The organism is Clostridium sp. DFI.5.61, from assembly GCF_024462915.1.
GTDB classification, from domain to species: Bacteria; Bacillota; Clostridia; order Oscillospirales; family Oscillospiraceae; genus Lawsonibacter; species Lawsonibacter asaccharolyticus.
Genome location: NZ_JANGBZ010000003.1, coordinates 76,920 through 97,769 on the forward strand (window position 1 = coordinate 76,920; position 20,850 = coordinate 97,769).

At 47.5% G+C, this 20,850-nt stretch carries 20 protein-coding genes; 3 read left to right on the plus strand and 17 right to left on the minus strand.

Going from position 1 to position 20,850, the window contains the following annotated elements; translation table 11 throughout:
* The first annotated feature begins 33 nt into the window (after nt 1-33).
* The 3 genes from NE584_RS02915 to NE584_RS02925 are packed head-to-tail and all read left to right on the plus strand — an operon-like array spanning nt 34 to nt 2,884.
* Nucleotides 34-1,461, plus strand: coding sequence for a restriction endonuclease subunit S (locus tag NE584_RS02915; protein WP_256181708.1), 1,428 nt, complete (start codon nt 34-36; stop codon nt 1,459-1,461).
* Nucleotides 1,462-1,485: 24 nt separating this feature from the next.
* Entirely contained in the window at nt 1,486-2,037 is a 552-nt protein-coding gene (locus tag NE584_RS02920; protein ID WP_256181709.1) for a restriction endonuclease subunit S, read from the plus strand.
* Between the two features lie 43 nt (nt 2,038-2,080).
* Complete coding sequence (locus NE584_RS02925; protein ID WP_138308469.1) at nt 2,081-2,884, plus strand: tyrosine-type recombinase/integrase; 804 nt, start codon at nt 2,081-2,083, stop codon at nt 2,882-2,884.
* Between the two features lie 43 nt (nt 2,885-2,927).
* Here NE584_RS02925 and NE584_RS02930 read toward each other — a convergent pair whose 3' ends face one another.
* The 17 genes from NE584_RS02930 to NE584_RS03010 form a co-directional block, all read right to left on the minus strand.
* Nucleotides 2,928-4,493: a restriction endonuclease subunit S gene (locus NE584_RS02930; protein WP_256181710.1), complete on the minus strand. Its 1,566-nt coding sequence runs from the start codon at nt 4,491-4,493 to the stop codon at nt 2,928-2,930.
* Nucleotides 4,490-5,980 (minus strand): class I SAM-dependent DNA methyltransferase, encoded by a 1,491-nt coding sequence (locus tag NE584_RS02935; protein ID WP_256181711.1) that lies wholly within the window; start codon nt 5,978-5,980, stop codon nt 4,490-4,492. The genes NE584_RS02930 and NE584_RS02935 overlap by 4 nt, the downstream gene beginning before the upstream one ends.
* A gap of 2 nt (nt 5,981-5,982) precedes the next feature.
* The gene (gene hsdR, locus NE584_RS02940) at nt 5,983-8,358 is read right to left on the minus strand and encodes an EcoAI/FtnUII family type I restriction enzme subunit R (RefSeq protein ID WP_256181712.1); all 2,376 of its coding nucleotides are present in this window, start codon (nt 8,356-8,358) and stop codon (nt 5,983-5,985) included.
* A 59-nt stretch (nt 8,359-8,417) separates the two neighbouring features.
* On the minus strand, nt 8,418-10,961 hold the full coding sequence (locus tag NE584_RS02945; RefSeq protein WP_256181713.1) for a DUF4268 domain-containing protein: 2,544 nt from the start codon (nt 10,959-10,961) through the stop codon (nt 8,418-8,420).
* The gene (locus NE584_RS02950; protein WP_256181714.1) at nt 10,958-11,203 is read right to left on the minus strand and encodes a helix-turn-helix domain-containing protein; all 246 of its coding nucleotides are present in this window, start codon (nt 11,201-11,203) and stop codon (nt 10,958-10,960) included. Before NE584_RS02950 ends, NE584_RS02945 begins: the two co-directional genes overlap by 4 nt.
* Before the next feature lie 139 nt (nt 11,204-11,342).
* Nucleotides 11,343-12,074 (minus strand): hypothetical protein, encoded by a 732-nt coding sequence (locus NE584_RS02955; RefSeq protein WP_256181715.1) that lies wholly within the window; start codon nt 12,072-12,074, stop codon nt 11,343-11,345.
* A 497-nt stretch (nt 12,075-12,571) separates the two neighbouring features.
* Nucleotides 12,572-12,946, minus strand: a complete 375-nt coding sequence (locus NE584_RS02960) for a hypothetical protein (protein WP_118625572.1) — start codon at nt 12,944-12,946, stop codon at nt 12,572-12,574.
* Nucleotides 12,947-12,959: 13 nt separating this feature from the next.
* On the minus strand, nt 12,960-13,913 hold the full coding sequence (locus tag NE584_RS02965; RefSeq protein WP_256181716.1) for a competence protein CoiA: 954 nt from the start codon (nt 13,911-13,913) through the stop codon (nt 12,960-12,962).
* A 24-nt stretch (nt 13,914-13,937) separates the two neighbouring features.
* Nucleotides 13,938-14,906 carry a hypothetical protein gene (locus NE584_RS02970; RefSeq protein ID WP_256181717.1) on the minus strand — a complete coding sequence of 323 codons (969 nt, stop codon included), beginning with the start codon at nt 14,904-14,906 and terminating at the stop codon, nt 13,938-13,940.
* Nucleotides 14,907-14,911: 5 nt separating this feature from the next.
* A complete protein-coding gene (locus tag NE584_RS02975; RefSeq protein WP_256181718.1) occupies nt 14,912-15,871 on the minus strand; it encodes a 3'-5' exoribonuclease YhaM family protein in 960 nt (319 codons plus the stop codon).
* 27 nt (nt 15,872-15,898) lie between these two features.
* On the minus strand, nt 15,899-17,035 hold the full coding sequence (locus tag NE584_RS02980; RefSeq protein WP_256181719.1) for a DUF4317 domain-containing protein: 1,137 nt from the start codon (nt 17,033-17,035) through the stop codon (nt 15,899-15,901).
* 362 nt (nt 17,036-17,397) lie between these two features.
* A complete protein-coding gene (locus tag NE584_RS02985; RefSeq protein WP_256181720.1) occupies nt 17,398-18,534 on the minus strand; it encodes a DNA/RNA non-specific endonuclease in 1,137 nt (378 codons plus the stop codon).
* Nucleotides 18,531-18,944, minus strand: a complete 414-nt coding sequence (locus NE584_RS02990; protein WP_256181721.1) for a ribonuclease Z — start codon at nt 18,942-18,944, stop codon at nt 18,531-18,533. The genes NE584_RS02985 and NE584_RS02990 overlap by 4 nt, the downstream gene beginning before the upstream one ends.
* 20 nt (nt 18,945-18,964) lie before the next feature.
* On the minus strand, nt 18,965-19,189 hold the full coding sequence (locus tag NE584_RS02995) for a hypothetical protein (protein WP_215688752.1): 225 nt from the start codon (nt 19,187-19,189) through the stop codon (nt 18,965-18,967).
* Between the two features lie 246 nt (nt 19,190-19,435).
* Nucleotides 19,436-19,744 (minus strand): hypothetical protein, encoded by a 309-nt coding sequence (locus NE584_RS03000; protein ID WP_256181722.1) that lies wholly within the window; start codon nt 19,742-19,744, stop codon nt 19,436-19,438.
* Nucleotides 19,745-19,978: 234 nt separating this feature from the next.
* Nucleotides 19,979-20,293: a hypothetical protein gene (locus NE584_RS03005; RefSeq protein WP_118625560.1), complete on the minus strand. Its 315-nt coding sequence runs from the start codon at nt 20,291-20,293 to the stop codon at nt 19,979-19,981.
* 3 nt (nt 20,294-20,296) lie between these two features.
* Nucleotides 20,297-20,848 carry a hypothetical protein gene (locus NE584_RS03010; RefSeq protein ID WP_256181723.1) on the minus strand — a complete coding sequence of 184 codons (552 nt, stop codon included), beginning with the start codon at nt 20,846-20,848 and terminating at the stop codon, nt 20,297-20,299.
* Nucleotides 20,849-20,850 lie beyond the last annotated feature (2 nt).

The window sequence follows — 20,850 nt, forward strand, 5'->3', positions numbered from 1 at the left end:
AAGACTCCTATTTTCTTTATAATATCAAATAATATGCTTTTCTTCAAGCAATGTCCAGTTTCTTATAATACTACTTATGAGAAAATCGGTGATGAAGTGCGGTCGCTGGCAGATGAGGTGCCGTTCGACATCCCCGATTCGTGGGAGTGGGTGCGGTTAGGCAATATTTCGTCCTATGCAGAAACAAAGCAAAAAGTAAATGCAACAAGTGCCGATCCTTCGATTTGGGGACTGGATTTAGAGGACATCGAAAAGGGCGGCAGACTTTTAGAGTATAAAACAGTCGGTGAACGCAAAGCAGTTGGTGATAAGACCGTATTTACAAAGGGTGACATTCTCTACAGCAAGCTACGCCCATATCTATTGAAAATTCTTGTCGCCCCAGATGACGGCATTTGTACGCCGGAAATCGTACCATTCCGTGTATACGGTGGAATCGATCCGAGCTACATCGTCAATTATCTGAAATCCCCTTATGTCGATAATCTCATTAACAGCATCACCTATGGAGTGAAGATGCCCAGAGTCGGCACAGAAACAATGACCTCTCTATTAGTACCAATACCCCCACTTGAGGAGCAGCGGCGTATCGTTGAGAAGATTGATGAGGTTGCTTCTGCTGTTTCTGCATACGACGTGGCGTACCAAAAAAGCGAGGCCCTAAATTCAACCTTCCCAGAAGCCCTCAAAAAGTCGATACTACAAGAAGCCGTCCAGGGCAAGCTGGTACCGCAAGACTCGTCTGACGAGCCTGCAGAGGCTCTGCTGGAGCGTATTCGGGCGGAGAAACAGCGGCTCATCAAGGAAGGAAAAATTAAAAAGGACAAACACGAATCCGTCATTTTCAGACGGGATAATTCTCATTATGAAAAGCGTGGCTCAGAAGAGGTTTGCATCGACGATGAGATACCATTTGAAGTGCCGCCCTCTTGGGCTTTAATAAGGTTGGACGACATAGGCATCTATAGAAAGGGACCCTTCGGCAGCAGCTTAACCAAGAGTATGTTCGTACCAAAGGGTGCTGATACAGTAAAAGTGTATGAGCAAAAGAACGCTATTCAGAAGGACCACACTCTCGGAACATATTATATTACCCGCCAATATTACGAATCAAAAATGAGAAGTTTCACAGTCGAGCCGGGTGATATTCTTGTTAGCTGTGCAGGAACCATCGGGGAAACTTATGTCCTACCAGAGCAGATTGAGCTTGGCATTATAAATCAGGCTCTTATGCGAATGACAATTTTTGCGCCGATAGACTTGGATTACTTTCTCCTGTATTTCGACTATGTCCTAAAACAGACGGCAAAAGAGAGCAGTAAGGGTTCCGCCATAAAGAACATACCGCCATTCGAAATATTCAAGAAACTGATTCTGCCGCTCCCGCCATTAGAGGAGCAAAAACGCATAGTCGAGAAAGTGCGTGAACTCGAAAGTCTCTGCAATTCGCTATGTTCATAAACTCATTATTCTCATTATGAGAAGTTGGACGGTACAGAGCGTTGCATTGATGATAAACTGCCTTTCGAGATACCCGATACATGGATATGGACAAGATTGAATACTCTTGGATATACACAAACCGGAAACACGCCATCGACTGCCCACCCAGAGTACCGGGGCGACTATATACCTTTCATAACACCGGGTGACATAGCTGATGGAAGCATCGACTATACAAACCAAGGACTTTCCGAAGTAGGCAAGAATGTTGCAAGAGTATGCCCTGCTGACAGTATTCTTCAGGTATGCATAGGTGGCTCTATTGGAAAAGCAGCCTTATCGATATCCGAGGTTACTTTCAATCAGCAAATCAACGCCATAACTCCGATTTTCGCATCCAGCAAGTATGTATTTGCTGTCCTCACCTCATTTGCGTTTCTGTCCGCTATGAAAGAAAGTGCGGGTGGAACCGCAACCCCTATTCTGAATCGTAGCTTATGGGACAAAATGTATATACCGGTGCCCCCTTTAGCTGAACAGAACCGCATTGTCCAGCGTATTGAAGAGTTGCTCCCGCTGGTCAAAGGGCTGTAAAAGGAACACGGTATAATATCATGGTGAAAGGAGGTCTTTCACTATGATAGAAGAATTCGAAAGACACTTGAGAGGCACAAACCTCTCAGAAAACACGATATCCTCGTACCTTTTTGCCCTTCGGCAATACAGCTCGCAGTACGACGGTATCACAAAAAAGAACCTGCGGGCATACAAGGTGTGGTTGATTGAAAATTACAAGCCCAAGACTGTCAATCTGCGTCTGAGGGCAATCAACTGCTACCTGGAGAGTATCGGCAAAGAGAGCTGGAAAATGCCGTTTGTACGAGTGCAGCAGAAAGCCTTTCTGGAAAATGTCATCAGCGAGGCCGACTACGAGTATTTCAAAACCTGTCTCAAACGAGATGACGAGCTGTTTTGGTATTTTGTAATACGCTTTCTGGCTGCAACCGGCGCACGGGTCAGCGAGCTCATACAGATCAAGGTGGAACACATCAAGCTGGGGCATTTGGATCTGTATTCGAAGGGTGGAAAACTCCGGCGAATATACATACCCAAAGCTCTGCAGAATGAAGCCCTTTCTTGGCTGAACGATAAGCACCAAGAAAGCGGCTTCATTTTTTTGAACAAATATGGAGATCGGATCACCACAAGAGGAATCTCCGGGCAGTTAAAAAAGCTGGCAGTACGGTATGGTATCGATCCGGTGGTGGTATATCCGCACTCCTTCCGTCACCGCTTTGCAAAGAGCTTCTTGGAGCGTTGCAATGACATCGCATTCCTCGCTGATCTTATGGGCCACGAAAGCATCGAAACCACCCGCATTTATCTCCGCAAAACTTCGACCGAGCAACGGGCTATCGTTGATGAGGTCATAGATTGGTAAAAGGAAACCAGGCATACGCACGGCTATGGCGTATGCCTGGTTGTTACATTCTCTCTATTATGGCAAATGTGCGGGCAAGATTTTCAACAATCCGCAATTGCTCATTTGCCGGAGGAAGCGGAAGCAGTATCTTTGCCAGTGTCTGTCCATTACAGTTCGGCTGTGCAGTTGCGGTTGTCCCGCTTTTTAACTGTAGCCAATATAGCGGGGACTCCATAAAATACTTCAAGTATTGCGGGCAAAGAAGCGAACTATAACGAGTACGAATCAAGTATCCAGCATAAATGGCTTTACACGGCACTTCGCTAACAAGAAACGATTTTCCTACCGTTCCGCCGGTTCGTGCAAACAGAATATCATTGGGTTGAAGCAGATATGTAGGAATATCAGAATCTTCGATATCACAAAACGGGACAGAACTCCATGCAACAGTATTTTCGTGGATATCGCTTATACGAACCATTCTGATGCGCCCTTCCTGCTTTGCTGGTGCATTGTACCCGTATTGGATGGATTCTGCGATTGATCCCCATCGCACCCATGTCCACGATTCCGGTATTTCAAACGGCAGTTCATCATCGATACACCGCTCCACACCGTCCAACTTCTCATAATGAGAATTATCCCGTCTGAAAATGACGGATTCATGCTTGTCTTTTTTGATTTTGCCTTCCTTGACAAGCCGCTGTTTTTCTGCCCGGATACGCTCCAGCAGAGCCTCTGCAGGCTCGTCATTCGGGTCCTGCGGTACCAGCTTACCCTGGACTGCTTCTTGCAGTATCGACTTCTTGAGGGCTTCTGGGAAATTCACATTAAGCTCAGTTACCTTCTGCTCCGCCGCACCATAATCGAGCAACGGTGTGGTCAATTCATGTAGCTTATCAAAAATGCGCTTCTGCTCCATTATTGGCGGTAACGGAATCAGTAGGGCATCCAAACTATCCGAGTTGAGTGTGTTACCCTTGATTGCCGATTTGGTGTCGCCACTTTGCGAGAGGAGCGGCAGCGTAGCGAACAGAAACATCGTGGTTATCTTATCGGGATCAACAAACGGGTATATTGAAATGATGGCTTCGTTATGAAATGCATCGATTCCCAATATTGACACCTTTCCGACCGTCAATTTGAAACTCATCAACAAAGTACCAGCCTTGCTGATTTTTCCTTTGAATGTGTTTTTAGCCGCAAAGCTATTGACACATTCTTTAGTTGCAGTCACAGTCCCATCCGCAACCAAATCCGCAATAGAAACCCAAGGGAGCGTACCGTTGCTCCAGTATTCCGTCTCTTTCCGCGGAGGCGTTTTTCCCATCGAATAGTCGACTAAATCTTTAAATTGAACCCACTCCCAGCTATCAGGAATATCAAAGGGAGTATCCACGGGGACCACTTCATCGCCGATTTTCTCATAAGTAGTATTATCGGCACCTTTGAAGATGACGGAGGGGTTCTTTTCGCGCTTGATTTTCTTCTCTTTGATGAGCCGCTCTTTCTCTGCATGGATGCGTTCCAGCAAAACGCTAGCGGGTTCGTCATTTGGGTCCTGCGGCACAAGCTTGCCCTGAACAGCCATCAGGAGAATGGAGTTTTTCAGTTGCTGCGCAGTCATTCGGCGGCCTCCTCCGTAATGTCAATGCCAAGGATATCGGTGATCTGGGCAAGGATGCGGTCAATGTCAGCATTCAGGCTGGCCCGTTTTTCCTGATACTGCAGAATCAGTTCCTTCGGCGGAAGGATCTCCTCCTCTTCATGAGGATAGCCGCAGAGATCAATATTGTAATTCCGCGCCTTCAGCTCTTCAACAGAGTATTTCTTCGCCTTGTCAAAGCCGCCAATAGTGATCTCCTCACGATTGTCCCACCACTCAACGGCCGGAGCAAAATGCTCCAGCTTCATGGGCTTCGTCTTGGAGAAGTTCTTATATCCTTCCGGCATATCCAAGCGGTAGAACCAAGTTTCCGTCGTGGGATGCGTCCGATCGAAGAACAGAATATTTGTCGTGATAGAGGTGTACGGTGCAAAAACGCTATGCGGCATGCGTATAATAGTGTGAAGGTTAAATTCAGATAGCAGTTTTTCCTTAATTGCAATCTTTGCATTATCAGTGCCGAACAGGAAACCATCGGGGAGAATGACAGCGGCACGGCCATTCTGTTTGAGCCGATACATAATCACGGACATGAAGAGGTCGGCAGTTTCACTACTTGCAAGATCTGCAGGAAAGTGATTCTTGACCTCTGTTTTTTCATGTCCGCCGTAAGGGGGATTCATAAGAATTACATCGAACTGATCTTCCTCGGTATAATCAAGCACATCCCGTAGAAGTGAGTTGTCATGATACACCATCGGAACATCAATACCGTGTAGCAGCATGTTCGTGATGCACAGAGTATACGGGAAAGGCTTCTTCTCAATCCCAAAAATAGAGGTTGCATACTCCTGCTGGTCTTCTGCCGTTACGACCTGCTTACTCAGTTCATTCAACCAACTAGTCAGAAAGCCCCCTGTGCCGCACGCAAAGTCTGCGACCTTTTCGCCGAGCTTCGGTTTAATTGTCTTCGCCATAAAATCAGTCACAGCACGAGGCGTATAGAATTCACCAGAGGATCCGGCGCTCTGGAGTTCCCGTAAAATGGACTCATATATTTCCCCAAACGCATGGCTCTCCTCGTAATCATCCAAATCCAGGTCATCGATGATATTGATCACTTGGCGCAGCAAAACGCCGTCCTTCATGTAATTGTTCGCATCCTCAAAGGTTGTCTTGACAATAGCTTTTTTGATGGGTGTTGCTGCAGTCACATTAAGCCCCTTCAGAGTTGGGAAGAGTTTATTATTCACAAAATCAAGAAGCGTGTCGCCCGTCATCGCCTTACCCGACTTATCATCAGCGGCCCAGTTATTCCAGCGGCATTCTTCTGGAATAATTGATGTATAGGGCCGATCTGTATATCGCCATTCCTCTTCCTTTGTATTGTAGACTTTCAAGAAAAGGATCCAGGCCATCTGCTCAATGCGCTGAGCGTCACCATTCACTCCCGCATCATTCCACATGATGTCCCGAATGCGCTTTACAAAACCTGTTAAACTACTCATGATTAACCCGCCTCATATAATTCATTCTCAAGTTCATGGACAGCTTCGTTATACTTATCCTCGCCGCCGAAGAACTTGAATATCCTCTGGATCTTCCCAAATTTTGCGAATTGTGGAGTTGTCAGAATAGCTTCATGCTCTAACTCGTAGATTCCGACATTCATATACTGATCCAGAAGCGCTTCCAAGACTTCTCTTGCCACCCCGCTATACTTGCTGAGGAAATCCCGCTTCTTCACATTGTTGGCTCGCTCTTTTCTGGTAAGTGGCTTTTTGTCAAAGGCAACATGGCAGATGAAATCGAAGTCATCTACATCGCTCATATGCTGATCCGCTTTCAGTGCTTCAAGGTCAATCCCCTTGCTGGCCAACAATTCTTGAATCTTCTTTTTCTTTTCCTCGGATGTCCACTGCCGAATAAAGTTGTCGAGGGAAGCGTATGTACCAATAATATTCGTTTTGGTGTAATCGACGATGCTCTCCTGCCGCAGGAGTTTCCCATTCGTATCATACACAGAGACCGTTTTATTGATTATGCGGACACGACACCCATTTTCATCAACAATGGGCTTTTCTTCTGGTGGATACGGTGGATCAACTGGGTCAGGGTCGGGATTTGGTTTAGGTCCAGGAGGACAGGGACCACGCTTTTCTCTCCCATAATCTTCATCAATTTCAATCGGGCCATCCCAATCAGGATCAGCAAAAAGGGCTGTAACACCGCGAATGTCCATAACTATAAAATGGGTCTTTCCATCTTTTTCGCGTATTCTTGTGCCTCTTCCGATAATCTGCTTAAACTCAGTCATTGAGTTGATCCACTCGTCTAAAACGATGAGCTTTGTCATCTTGCAGTCGGCTCCAGTTGACAACAGCTTAGATGTCGTTGCAATGACCGGCGTTTTCGACCCGACCGAAATGAAGTAGTCGAGTTTATCCTTGCCAAAAGTATCGTTGCCGGTAATGCGTACAACATAGTCGGGATACTTTTGCATCATATCAGGATTCTGCCTTGCGAGCTCATTTCTCATACGAAGTGCAGCATCTTCTGTTGCGCAGAACACAATGGTTTTGGACATCCGATCAGTCGCTTTGAGGTAGTCTGTTATTTCTTTTGCGACTTGGACAATGCGGTCTTCAATTATGATGTTATAGTCATAATCCCTGTTATTATAAATTCGGTCAGGGATCTCATGCCCGTAAACATCAAGTTGACCTTTCCGTGGGCGCCAACCATCGCCAATGTCGGTCGTTATATTGATGACTTTGAAAGGCGCCAGAAAACCATCCTCGATGCCATCTTTCAGGCTATAGACATATACCGGCTCGCCAAAATAATCTATGTTGGAAACATACTTAGTCTCTTTCGGGGTTGCGGTCATGCCAATCTGGGTTGCCGAGGAGAAATACTCCAAGATCTTCCGCCAATTGCTTTCCTTCTTGGCTGAGCCGCGATGACACTCATCAACGATTACGAGATCGAAAAAGTCTTTGCTGAATAGCTGAGCAAGACGTTCGACAGTCTCATCCCCATCTTCTGTATCGTCATCGTCTTTTCCCGCAAGTTGTTGGTAGAGTGAAAAGAATATCTCGTGCGAGGTAATCGTAAGAGGATCGTCCTTCACAAAATTGACTTTATGAATCGTTTTTTCGAGCGGAGCAAAATCCTGTTGGATTGATTGATCGACCAAGATGTTACGATCAGCCAAATACAATATTTTTTTCTTCATTCCGCTCTTTAGAAGGCGATATACAATTTGGAATGCAGTATAGGTTTTGCCTGTACCTGTGGCCATCACCAGCAAGATGCGATCTTGACCTCTGGCAATCGCATCAAGAGTCCTATTGACAGCGTTACGCTGATAATAGCGAGGGGGATATGTATTCTGCCCTGAATAGAACGGCTGCCGAATGACGGATTCCTCTTGCTGCGTGAGCCCTTCTCCATGGTTGGCTCCAGCCTTGAATCTCGCATAGAGAGCATCAGGAGCTGGAAAATCCTCCATAGAAATGCTGCGCTCTTCTCCGGTGAGGAAATCATGCTCAATAAAACCATCACCATTAGAACTGTAGGCAAATGGAATGTCCATCATTATGGCGTATTGCATTGCCTGCTGCAGCCCATCTCCGACAGCATGCTTGTTATCTTTCGCCTCAACGATTGCAATTGGAGTGCTTTCGTTCAAATAAAGAATATAGTCTGCTTTCTTGGCTTCCTTGCGGGAGACCATATTTCCTCTCAAGTTGATTTGTCCATCTGTAATTCTTGTCTCCATTGTAATGAGACTAAGCGCCCACTTTTTTGTTATGGCAGGCGTAATAAACTGAAGCTTGATATCCTCTTCAGTCATCTGCCTTTTCGATAAGACTGCTGCCATGCGATTATCCTCCAAACTTCCGATAGTTGCTGATTATCAGAACTTGATGCATATAAGAATTATGCCAGAAACTGCTTTGTCGCAACGAGCAAGGCTTTTGCTCGCTGAATATGGAAAGCGCTCATTACTGGCCTGTCTTCCTCATTTTTGATGCTGACCTCTTTGATCTCATCATAAACTTTGCACGCTCTAACATCATCTTGGCAGACCCAATTCAGGCTTTTTCCGTATGCTGCCTCAATTGCATCCCGGTTTTGCTCGAGGCGTTTATAGATTGCCCGGTTCTTTTGATAATCACCCTGATCAATATAGATTTCGACACGAGCAGAGTCATAGTTCGCCACACAGCAAAGGTAAACTCCACTGCGAGCTGTGGCTCCCATGATAGAGTTATTCTTAGATGGGCTGATATTCAGGAAAGTACCCGTTGCCTCTTGAAGTGATGGAAGGACACTCTCCCAGTATTTCCGCCGGATCTTGTAACGTTCGATTTCTTCATCTGAACCAATGCCTTTGCTATCATCGAGGAAGAATACGAGATCGGACGGATCCTGCTTATATTGCTCGAAGAACTTCCGCAGCAGATTAACTTTATACTGAGTCGCGGTACCAGTCCAGATATAAATATTATCATCAATTTTTACACTGCTGGAGAATTCGTCTGGCGATCTGGTAACCTGAATCGACAGATCTACGCTATCATCAGCGTCGGCGAGGTAATTGAGATATGCCTTATTACCATTATGAAGTTCTTTTAGAACCTCGGTGTACATTTCTACCCACGAAGTTGTTTCATGCTCAATACCACGGAAGCGGTACTTCACGATGCTATGACCGGTAAGCGTGATATCATCATCCAGCGACACTTCCTCATACTGCTTCTGTGGCGGAGTATAGCTGCTATCAGCATAGGGCCACAGAGACATAGCTTGCTGTGTAAGGTATTTGCAGCGCTCTTCAAGTTCAGGTAGGCCCCAGTGTTCTTTCTGCGCAACCCATTGAGTCATTCTGATACCGCTCTGTAGATACCCATCCTCCATCGTTTTTTTCTCGCTGAAAGGAGCATTGCTATATTTTGAGTTATAGGCGGTAAGAGTCAGATTCGCCAAGGAGTGCAGCCACTCTCCATGAACAGTCTCTGCTTCTGTTCCAAGCTCACTAGTCCAAGCGGGAGTCAATTTCTGAGGCATAATATGTTCAATTGTGTACTCGCCGCTATCAAGACGCCCATAGACATCCTTGTATTCATTGCTGTCACCATTTTCCAGGCGTTCAAACAGATACGCTTTGTAACGCGGGAGCATGGCGTAGATATTCTTGGTCCGCAGGCAATCTGCAAAAGTCTCGTTATCAGGGAATGCGGCCTTTTCCTTTTTGGAGGTCAGTACATATTTCATTTTTTCAATGAAATTGCTGTAGGTACCGTCAAATCGCTTGATATCGGAACTCATTGTAAGGAATACCTTTGCAAGTGTATTGGAGGGTAGGTCACAAATGATACGGCGCAAAAGGTAGGATTCTACGATTCTGCAAATTTCGGCAACCTCATCCAAGGTTAAGAGGCTGCTTTCCTGTAGCCTCATTACTTCCATCAGAAACGGTCTTGTGACGCTGCTTTCAAAACGATTCAAGCGGAAAAGAGACGACTTCAGCTTCGCAGGAAAACTTGGATGGCCAAACAGGAGCTTGTTATACCACTTAGCATAGCCTAGGAGATCTTTCATAATGGATTCCATTTCACCGGGCATCTTTTCGGCATATGCCTTAAACTCGGTGTAGATATCCTTCATCCCGGTGATCTTCTTCTGTTTGACGCTCAGGTAGTCGCGAATAAATGGACTTACATCATACGAATTGTTCTGTTTATTATAGCCGGCGTTTTTCTCAATGGGGTTCCAGTAGCTGTCATAGAACCGCTCTTGTTCTTCGATGTCAAGTCCCATCAGAACAAAGTTGCGGATCTTATCGCCCTCATTTAACTCGAGACCGGTTGAGTTAAGACTTTCAAAAACCAGTTGAGGATCATCATCTGGTGGTGTGAGTGTGATGTCAATTATTTGGAGTTTCTCTACCGCCTTATAAAGCTGATCGATAGTAATGGCTTGTTTCTGAATCTCATTGTAGAAAAAGAGATAGTTCTGAGTGATATTTGATGAACGATCAAAATCGGCCGGATCACCCCAGAGGCGATCGTATGCGTCCTGGTCGCCCTTGATAGGCTTGAGCTTGACTTTGCGCTTGCGAGGATTGATCTCATCCACCAGGTACTTTTTTGTGATCTGTGCGTATAGATCGTCATCTTCGGGGATTACTTTTCCTTCCTTAATCAGGTTGGCCATAGCCAGAAGGAGTAGTGAAACGGTCGTAATTCGCTGTTGACCGTCAATCACAAGGTAGTCAGAGCTGCTCCCCATAGGATCGCTAACAGAGACAATTCCTCCAAAGAAATGCCAACGTTTTCTATCACGAATGGTACGAACAAGATCCTGGTACAGTTTCCTGCAGTGTTCCTCGCGCCAATCATAGTTTCGCTGATAGACAGGAATGATCAGCTTGTCCGCGTTTTTCAAATAATGAGTAAGAAGTTTTCCTTGGCCGTTCATGATTTACCCTCCAGCCCATCAGCGGCGTTCTTCTTTCCGGGTTTCTTATATTTCTCGGAATAACCGATATACTTTCCGCTCTTTATTCTGGCATCCACTGGCTTTTCTGCGTCTTTCGGAAGGAGCCAACAATAACCAGCACGCTCTGCGCCCGGTATCCGCCCTTGAGAGCAAAGCGTTTGAATACGCCTGTTAGATAGGTTCCATTTAGTTGCTGCTTCGCTTATGGTCATATAATCCATCTCGACACCTCACACATAACAAAGAGGTCCTGTCGTGGCAGAACCTCTAAATGGCTGCCAAAGTACGCAGCTGTAAAACTATCAAGTATCAAGTTAATAATACACCATCATGCGAATAATATCAAGCCAGCTATGTGGATTAGCTACGACCATTTCGTGAACAATCGGCACAGACTCCCCGGTTTGCACCTCCCTTGCCACCGTAATAGGACATCTGCGCATCCTGCTTAATTCGGCCGCAAACCGTACACATGATCCATCGCCGATTGTAGCGATCCACTGTCCATTCGTCAGAGGTCGGGTCATAGCTCTGGCAGATCCGGATATATTCCGCATCCAGCTCCTCTTGCGTAGGACCGGCTGGGACCACAGGCCTAGCAGCATACGGTGTTGGACGAGGATAGACAGATCTTCGCTCGAAAGATCTTTCTCGTTCTTCACGCAGCCGGATCTCTTCTTCATTCGTTCTCCTAATCTTATCGATGTCGAATAGCCGATCTTGCAAATCTCTCTTGAAGTCTTCTTTCTTTTGAATTCCCGCACCTGCAACGCAGAGGCAGCAAGGTGGCTGCGCTACATTGAAATGACAATGGGCACAATCGATCCACCGAGCAGAATACTTGCCCTTATATTTTCCAAATGAAATCGGGCACAGGTTGCCGGTTCCATGCTCCGGGGGCGAAACCGCTACAGCGTAGTACTTTTGCTTCCACTGTTCTTCCAGACGGCTGAAGACCCATTCGGTACGGTCGTTATCTTGAAGTGCGCTTTGAAGCCTATCCGGGGTAAACTCCGTATCTTGTTCAATCTTCGGCATGGAGATTAACAAAAGCGAGTAGTCCTCCGCTTTTGCTTCTTCTGCCAGTTCCACCCTATCATCGTCATCATAATAGCGGTCAAAATCCAACAGGATTCTTAACGGTGTCCCTTGCATGGTCACGCGCAGCAGCGGTGGATAAGACAGGGGTTCGCACTCGAAAGCGACAGAGTCAATCTTCGTGCTTCCTGCAAAAGTTCTGGATCATGCCATGCTGGGAACCGCAACATCACTGGGGGCAACGTCAAAAAGCCACTCTGCTTCAACGCTTCGGCAAACGCCTTATAGATGGCCACCTCGCTTGCATACATACACTCGTAATTTGAAACATGAGCAAAGTGGTGGCGCCGCCGCGTTCCTTTTCGTGCCTCAAATGGTTGCAGACAAGCTGCACAGATGCAGTTGCACTTTTGACCGCTGGGCACTTCGGAGATATGTTTCAACTCGCCGGTTAGCTAATTGACGCCGAAATAGATATGACTCGCTGAACGCTTTTTGATGTTCTTTGCCATATGCACCTCGCTATATTCTACCGAGATTATCTTTGAAGATCACTTGCGTTCGAATACAAAACTGATACGGTCTTGGTATTCAGGCAACTGCTCCAGATAGACATTAAGGCGCCGTGCTACCTCAGCACGCTCCAATGCTGACGCTTCTACCGGGTTTAGGTCGTGCCCACCTTCCTCCATGATATCCACTGCCATTTCATACAGCAGCTTATCCAGAAGCTCTTCGGGGCTATCAATTACAAGGCAGTCCATGTCGCCGACAGTACCACGGCAACTATCGATGCTGATGTAGATATACCCGACCTTACCAGACCATACAATATCGAAGTATGGAGTTGTTTTGATGTACTCGGAGAATACGCTCATGACTCGTTCAATGGCCTCTTTCACGCTGGTGTCATATTCCTTTTTCATGTCGGAGTCCTCCTTAAAATCGAATGGATGGGAGATGCACCTCTCCATACTTATCCGCTTCATGGATAATGCGAGGATAAGCACAGTAGAAGAACAAACCTCCTTGCCTATAATCCGTTCCTGTCCGGAACTCGTTGATTAAATTGTTCTGACATTCCCGGCATTGGTTGTTATGCCAATCGTGCGTTTTCGGGCATATGTACCAGTCCCGTGGATTACCCTTGATTCGGCTGCACTTCGGCGCATAGGGTTGGTTATCACGGAGGAAGGCATCAAACCGCTTCCGCTTGCTCAACAGAATGTTTTGTAGGCCGTCTTCAGTAAAAAGATCTGGCGCAAAACCATCATCAATGAAGAATCGGCGATAGTCGGCATACCCGTCATCGTCTACGATCGCCCACTCCACCTTCACGAGCCATTCGCAACCGTCGTCATCATGGTCTTCGGTGAGCTGCAGAACGACTGCTATATCTGTGGATCGCTGAGGAACAACTGAAGCGAGCGCGCGATTCGGCCACTTCCACACAAACTTGTTCTCATCATCCAGGCTGCTGGAGATATACTCATTCCCAAAGGCGTAGGTCTCATCGAACACCCAAATCGCCTTATAGCCGGCCCTCGTGTAGAACTTATTGCGCAGTTCAAATTCACCGGCAGAAATCGGACTGTGCTGAAACTCAATGACATAGCCGCCCATCAAGATGTCTGCACGATGGCATTCGCCCCTGTGTTCCACGACAATCTCACGATCATTTTCGGGAAAACGCGATTGCCATCCTCGGTGCCATTCAGACATATCGTATTTCCAGTCATCCATACACGAGGTCACATGAGCGAAGTGCCACGAATTGACTTCGCCCTGGCGAGGAATCACCTGGTTGCCGCACACAGGACAGTAATACTCTTGCCCCTTCTCCGCATCGAATGCATGAACGCGGTGATGATCCGCTGTCAAAGCATATTCCAAAGTGATCCCTCCTCACAGAATAATCTAATCGCTGTCTTCTTGGCTGCTCGCGTCTCTCTGGAAGCCATACTCAAAAAAGCACATGTCCAGGATTTTGGCTGCCGGATACTCAATTCGGCTGCCGCAATGTTTCCGGAGCTTTTCAAACTCATCCTCATGGTCAAGATACAGGTTGCCAAGGGTTCGGATGGATTTCGCACTGAATACTTGGGGTGCTGCACCGGTATCAGCAAGAGCCTTTTTGAAATACCGATCATAGGCGGGTACGCAGCCCACAGTACCCAGCAAGATCTTGGTAAGCAAGGTATCCGTTGGGATGCCGGCACCGGACGCCACATAAGCTTCTGTAATGCTCTCGCTAAGTTTCATGATGCGGTCAGCATAATACTCCTGCGAGAGTTTCTCGGGAGAAAGGTCCCAGAGATCATCCCACTCCGGCTGATAAATCAAACGGACAACATCCGCATGGATCTTGTAATCCCTCTGCATGAGGAAAGAGTTTCGAAGCATACCCCAACTGGCCAAATACCAAGCCAAGTGCAGGCAGAGATAGTCGATCGTGGCGTCAATCTGCGGGCGCCTATTCAGCCGAAACGCTTCATGGCAGTACTCCCAAGAGAGATACCGGTGATGTGGATCATCCTTCATACTGTCATAGCACTCGTATCCGGCTTGAATGGCTTCAGCAAGTTTTTTCTGATCCACAACACGATAGGGCGGCTTACTATGGTGCGTGTGGCCCTGTACTTCGCCTTTCCTGAATACGACCCATTGTTCCTCTAAACTAATGGAATCCACGACATATCCCGCACTGATCCAGCTGGAGCAAAAGGATGCAGGGTTTGAGAGATTTGCCCAGGATGGTCTGTTCTTATATGCGTGGTTAGGGATTGGGATGATCTGGTTCAACTCATCGAAAGTAAGCTTAACAGAGTCTCCTCCGTGTTCCTTCAGCCAATTTCCAAGTGGAGCATATTTCTCTCCAATAGCCATATCCGTCACCCATTCAGTTCATGAGGCTTGAACACTCTTTTGTCCAGCGCGAAGATGCGACTGCTCACCTCTCCCACCTGGAGACCGGCCAAGGTCTCGCGGTAGATTTCCATCCGGCTGTCAAGCATATCGATCTGGGAGAGCAGCTCGCTCTCCGCACAGATGGGCTTCACTGCAGCGCCGAATTCTGGCTCTCCGTGATGGGAAAGAATCATGTGCTGCAGCAAAACGGACTTGTCCTCAGGGATACCAAGTTCTGCAGCTACGTTGGAAACTTCCTGTGCGCCCATCACAAGGTGCCCAAGGAGTTGTCCCTTCACCGAGTATTCCGTGACCAGACCGAGCTGAGAGAAGGTAAACTCGCTCTCTTTGGCGAAGTCATGCAAGAACGTGCCGGCAAGTAGCAGGCTGCGATCGATGATATCCCCGTGAACGCCCGACAGGAAATCAGCCGTTTTCATCATGGTCGCAGTATGCATCAGAAGTCCGGAGACAAAGCCGTGGTGGACGCTTTTAGCAGCCGGGATCGTCTTCAGAGACTCCTTATGGCGGGCCATCATCGTGCTGCAGATCTTCCTGTAATCAGCATCCGTAATCGAACTGATCAGTCTCTCCACTTCTGCCATCGTAGTGTCCACATCAATGGGAGCCACCGGGACCAAGGCGGACAGGTCGTAAGTATCATTGTCGTCAGCCAAACGGATCCGATCGACAGTAATCTGCGGGGTGCCTCTGAACTCGGAGACAGTGCCACGGATCTTCACAACATTGCCTTCATCTGCAGAGGAGATGGGGCCAGAATAGTCCCATACTTTTATTTCGATGGAGCCGGATCGGTCCGACAGAGAGGCGCTCAAAAACGGCTTGCCGGTTGCGGTTGTCTTGGGATATGCAGCTTTCAAAACATAGAAGCCCTCCACCTCATCCGAAAGGGACATCTCTGCGATCAGTTTGTTATACTCCATCTTTATTCCTCCGTAGTCTGTCTTCGTTTACTCGCCTTTGACACGAACCCCAAACCCATTGACTTCAATATCCTCGTCTGCGGGAATGAGCAAGTACTTCCGGCCATCAATGATCCTTGCCTCAACCAAGTAGCTATGCTCCGGATCGACCGAAATTGTCGCATCGGCGGTCTTAACTTCAAAGCGGCTGCTATCAATCAGATTGGCCGGGTTCAGTGTTGCTCCATCACCGAACTGGGTGACGCAACTATCACGGAACGCAAGGATCTGTTCCTCTTCCACACCGTTATCGCGCAGGATTTCTGCCGCATCACTGACGGAGAGTTCCAGCGGTTCGGGATCATGGCTCTCCTTATGCTGTTCAATCTGGTCGCGGAGTCTGTCATGGATAGACTGGACCAGTTCCATATTACAGGCATCACCCAAAGCTTCGCTGAGAGCATTCTGGAATGCTTCCTTTTGCTCAGCGGCAGACATGGGAGCTGTGGTATGAAATACGCTGTCGATGACTTCCTGGTGGATCTCATCTGCCTTTCTGGAATAGAACAAGGCATTGTAGATATTTGCCGCACGATCATCAAAGGCGGGGAACAAGAATCCCAGTTCCGGTGCGGCAACGATCTGACCGGCACAGCTGTGGAACTCATTGTCTCCAGGGAAGAAGCCCAACTCCGCTTTGCGCTCCTTCACAGGACAGGCGCAGCAAACAACATAGGAGAATACGGCATCGGATGCATCTGCATCCATCTCGTCGTTTTTATTCTTATGGGGGACATCGTATGTGTCATATGCCAGGAGGATCAGGTAGTTGCTGTCCCCAAGGTCAAGAGAGTTGATGATTTTCTGATAGAACTCCTCACGGATCTCACCATCTTTCAGTTCCGAGTCGCGCAGTGCCATGAGAAGGCGATGCTCATCACTGTCAGCTACCTGCTCCGTGGAGAAGATAATATCGATCAGGTTCTTCCCAATTTTGCCGGAAAGAGCCTTCTTCAGCAGGTTCAAGTACTTCTCAGCTTCGTCCTGCGGGAGAATCCCCATGGATTCATCGATGTATGAAACGATTTCCCGGCTGCTATTGACAAAACAGCCATAGATACGGCTGATAGCATTCCGATCCATACGAAAACGGCGACGCAGTTCGCTTACTTCTTTCAAATTCAATTTAGGTTACCTCGCTTATCAAATTGGTCTAGCTGCTTGAAGCAGCAACCTCATCATATCACAGTCTGCCGATTCTGTCACATTCCGAGAACTCGTTTAATTATTCCTGCCAATCATCCTCACAGCCTGTTTCTTGAGCAATCATTATCGCAGTATCGGAGAAAACGCAGCAGTGTTTCTGCTCAGAACAAGGACACTGACAGGCCATTCTCTCTCTGGCTTGCTGACTCACGGTTTTGCATTGATTGTTGATTACATCCAAACAGCGTGTTCTGATGTAATCAATCGAATAGTCCCTCAAGTGTTCCACAATCGTTTCACCACACTTAACAAGAAATAAGATTTCCTACTTGGCCGACCAGTCAAGGCTTGCAACGGCCACAGGGAGAATACCCCAGTGCAATGGTCTCATCGCGGGTGCCGAAGAACTCCTGCTTGTTCTTTTCCTTCATATCGTTCACGCTGGAACAGGTGGGATAGTGGAACTTCTTCGTGTTGGTATTAAGGATATAATCTGCCTGCGACGCCTCACTTCCGGTCACTGGCTCCTGCTTTTCAGGCTCTGGGGAAGGTGCGGGAGTTACCGTAGCCGTCTTCTGCTCCTCCTGCTGAGCACCATCTGCCAGCTTGCTCTCGCCTGTGGCATAGTCAATCTCAATGCCCGGCTGGACATTGTAGGCAAAGACGCAGTAGGAAACCCCGGCACCCTTGTCTTCCACAGAATATCCTTCCATCAGAACGCCGTTGGCCAGAAGATTATCTCCCTCAAAAATAGGCGTTACACGGTACATGACATGGTTGCCGTTTTCCTTCACATAGTCCGCAACCATATTTTCGAATGGCAGCATGCCCTCAATGTTCAGGTATCTGGTGCCGGTAATCAGGTTCTTTGTATTGGCGTTTTCGCCAGTCAGCTGGTAGCCAATGAGGTGGCAACGGTTGTAGAGATACTTCCCATCGACCAGATCATCATAGCGCACGGTATGCCATCCAGAGGGCTTAACCATGCCGATGGAACCTCGCGACTCTGTTGGCATCAGATCTTGTCCAATACTTGCGCATGCGGTGCCGCAACGTCCAAGTGCGTCGAGATCGCTGTAGTACTCATAGGATTGATCCGTCAACTCACTCTCGGTGAAATACGGCACATTTCCATTTACCGCAACATAGGGCTTATCCGTGTATTCAGCGATTGAGCTGAGCGAGAAGGCGGGTGCTTCAGCACTCAGACTATTTTCATTTGCGTTCTGCTCTGGCTGAGACGGCTGCGCTTTGTCAGATACCGAGTCATCCTTTCCTGACTCCGGATCTGAGGCGGATTCTCCATTCTCACTTGTGGTAGAATCCGAGCCCTCGGCCGACTCTTCTTGCTGCGTTTCCTCAAATGCGATATCACGGTTCGAACCGTTTATCGGCACATCTGTCGTGGTTCCGCAGGCAGACAACAACGATAGGCAGAGCATGAGCGATAGGAAGACGGAGATCGTTCGTCTTCTCATCTTTCATAAACCTCCATTGTGATCAGGTCGTGAGAATGCCCCGCAAACTCAGACGTGCCAACCAAATGCCATTGGCCAGATCCCAGCTGCAAATCGAAATACCGATCAGCGGGATAGGTGCGATTCCATCTAAAAATGACGATTCTCTCGATCCACTTCTCAAATGATGCAAGCGGAGCATCTTCCACGAAGCAGTATTCACCTTGAGCAGCTTCCTGAAGGAAGGCGTCGTCTATGTTTAGGTTCGGAATGCTCTCGGTATCAAACTGGCTTGCGGAGTAGTGATTCATCCAGAGAGGGACATTGGCAACCAACTTAGCAACATGCTCTCGGAGAACGCTGTCTTGGCTCTGCCTGCGCTGGTTGAACATCATGCCATTCTTCTGGTCTAAACAGGTTATTACGATCATGGGAAGAGACCTCCTTCCAGTTATTCGTCCTGTTCCGACTCAAACTGCGTGAGGTCGCTGTAACCTTTCATGACAAGCTCTTCAATAATCGAATCTGCATTGGCTCTCACTACCTTTGAAACCGCATAACAGGTCTCGCTGGTGGTGTAAAGGAAAAGCTTGTTGTCCTTCGGGTCGTACACGACTTCCTCCACTTCAAGGGCGATGCGGGTCTGATCCTGCGCATCTCTAAGCAAAGCTCTCATTTCTATTTCCTCCGGTATTTTCAAATTTGTTGGAATAGGTTTCATTTCATCGTAAAAACAATGATCCAAATGGCAACCCCAAAAACAGTCAGAAGAAGTCCCAGACCCTTTGACATTGAATAGGGGTTTATCAGAAGATAGAGACCAACAAAAGGCATGGCAACGAGTAGCAGCAGTAACTGAACCAAACAGCCAAGTGTTTCAGCCTCACCATTCCTTCGATATCTACCAGCCACTATGACCACCTCAACCTTCTAATAGGTCTTCAATTTCCTCAATTTTCTCGTCGAGTTGTTCGCATTGTTCTTCCCACTCTTCGTATGCCTCACTATCAAGATCATCTGGTTCCTCGCACTCCAAAGTGTCTCGCTGGGTGCGAAGTTCATCCAGACGATCTTCCAGCTCATCGTGAGTCATGCTTTCATAGTTCTCGTCTTCGTCCACAGTCACAGAGATCTCTACATCCGGATTGGTTTCAGAGAGAACTGCAGCAAGTCCCATGATGCGCTCGAGGTCGCTCACTTCGCCATCGTGGTTAAAATCGAATAGATCCATATGTTTTCTCCCCCTATAAAGTACGTTCCTTTGTTACAGTACGCATCATAACAGGAGCCTTGTCCAATAATACGGACAAGGCTCCTTCTGAACAACAAAAGAAGTGGAGCACCCCAGGTACTCCACTTCCTTTGCTTTGTGTTAAATTTGTAGAAATAGATAAAGACAATTTCGTTAATTTGCTTCTCTTTCAAAACAAGGAAAATACCCTTGTTGGCTAAATACTTCCGCTAATCATTCGGTCAGTTTCCCGAGCAATCCAGCTAAGAGTGGTGCTTCCAAATTCATATTCTCGCGGATAATCCTCACCGGTAACGCAGGGTTTTCACCGCGCCCAACTTCTGTTACAGTACCACTTTTGAAGTGCAGAAAAATACGATATCCCTGATCAAAGAGATGTGTTGAAAGGAAGCAGGACTGATCCGTGTGGATGAATGCCACATGATGATGGATCGCGCGCTGCGTCTGATAATAACCAATGAAGAATTCATGACCTCTCGGCAGATTGCGTGGCATCGCCCAATAATCCTCATACCAATGGTATTCCATCTCTCATTCCTCCGTTTCCGAGCAGACCTTTAGAATCAGAATGAGTGCTCCAACGAAGTCGGGGAAACTCTTGCCGTCGCATTCTTTCGAATCAAGGAATGCGGCGACATGCTGATCTAAAACACTCTTAATGTAGTCCGCCTGACGAGCAGAATCATTACCAAGCTCTATGATCTTTTCCGTCTCGCGTGCCATCGCTTCCGTGAAAGCTCCTGTGCCTGCGGCACCGGAATCCCTCAGGTGTTTGAAATATTCCTCTCTGCCTTCTTCGGAACCATACAAGGCAATCGTTGCGGGAAGTAACCCACAGTGATGTACCAGGGCATAGTCCGTCATGCAGAGGGGAACCAGATGGTCATTGACCTCCACCTGAAGAATGTAGGAATCGTTTGCGGCTCTCGGATACTCAAGATCTGGCTTGCCATCGCTACGCCAAAGGCGGTACGACTCGGTGCCGTTGGAAACCTCACGCTCCAAAACTGCTCTCATCCGCTTCTTTTCCACATTATAGTTGCCATCATAGAATAATGGCGTCATCAGCTTTGCTGTACCCATCA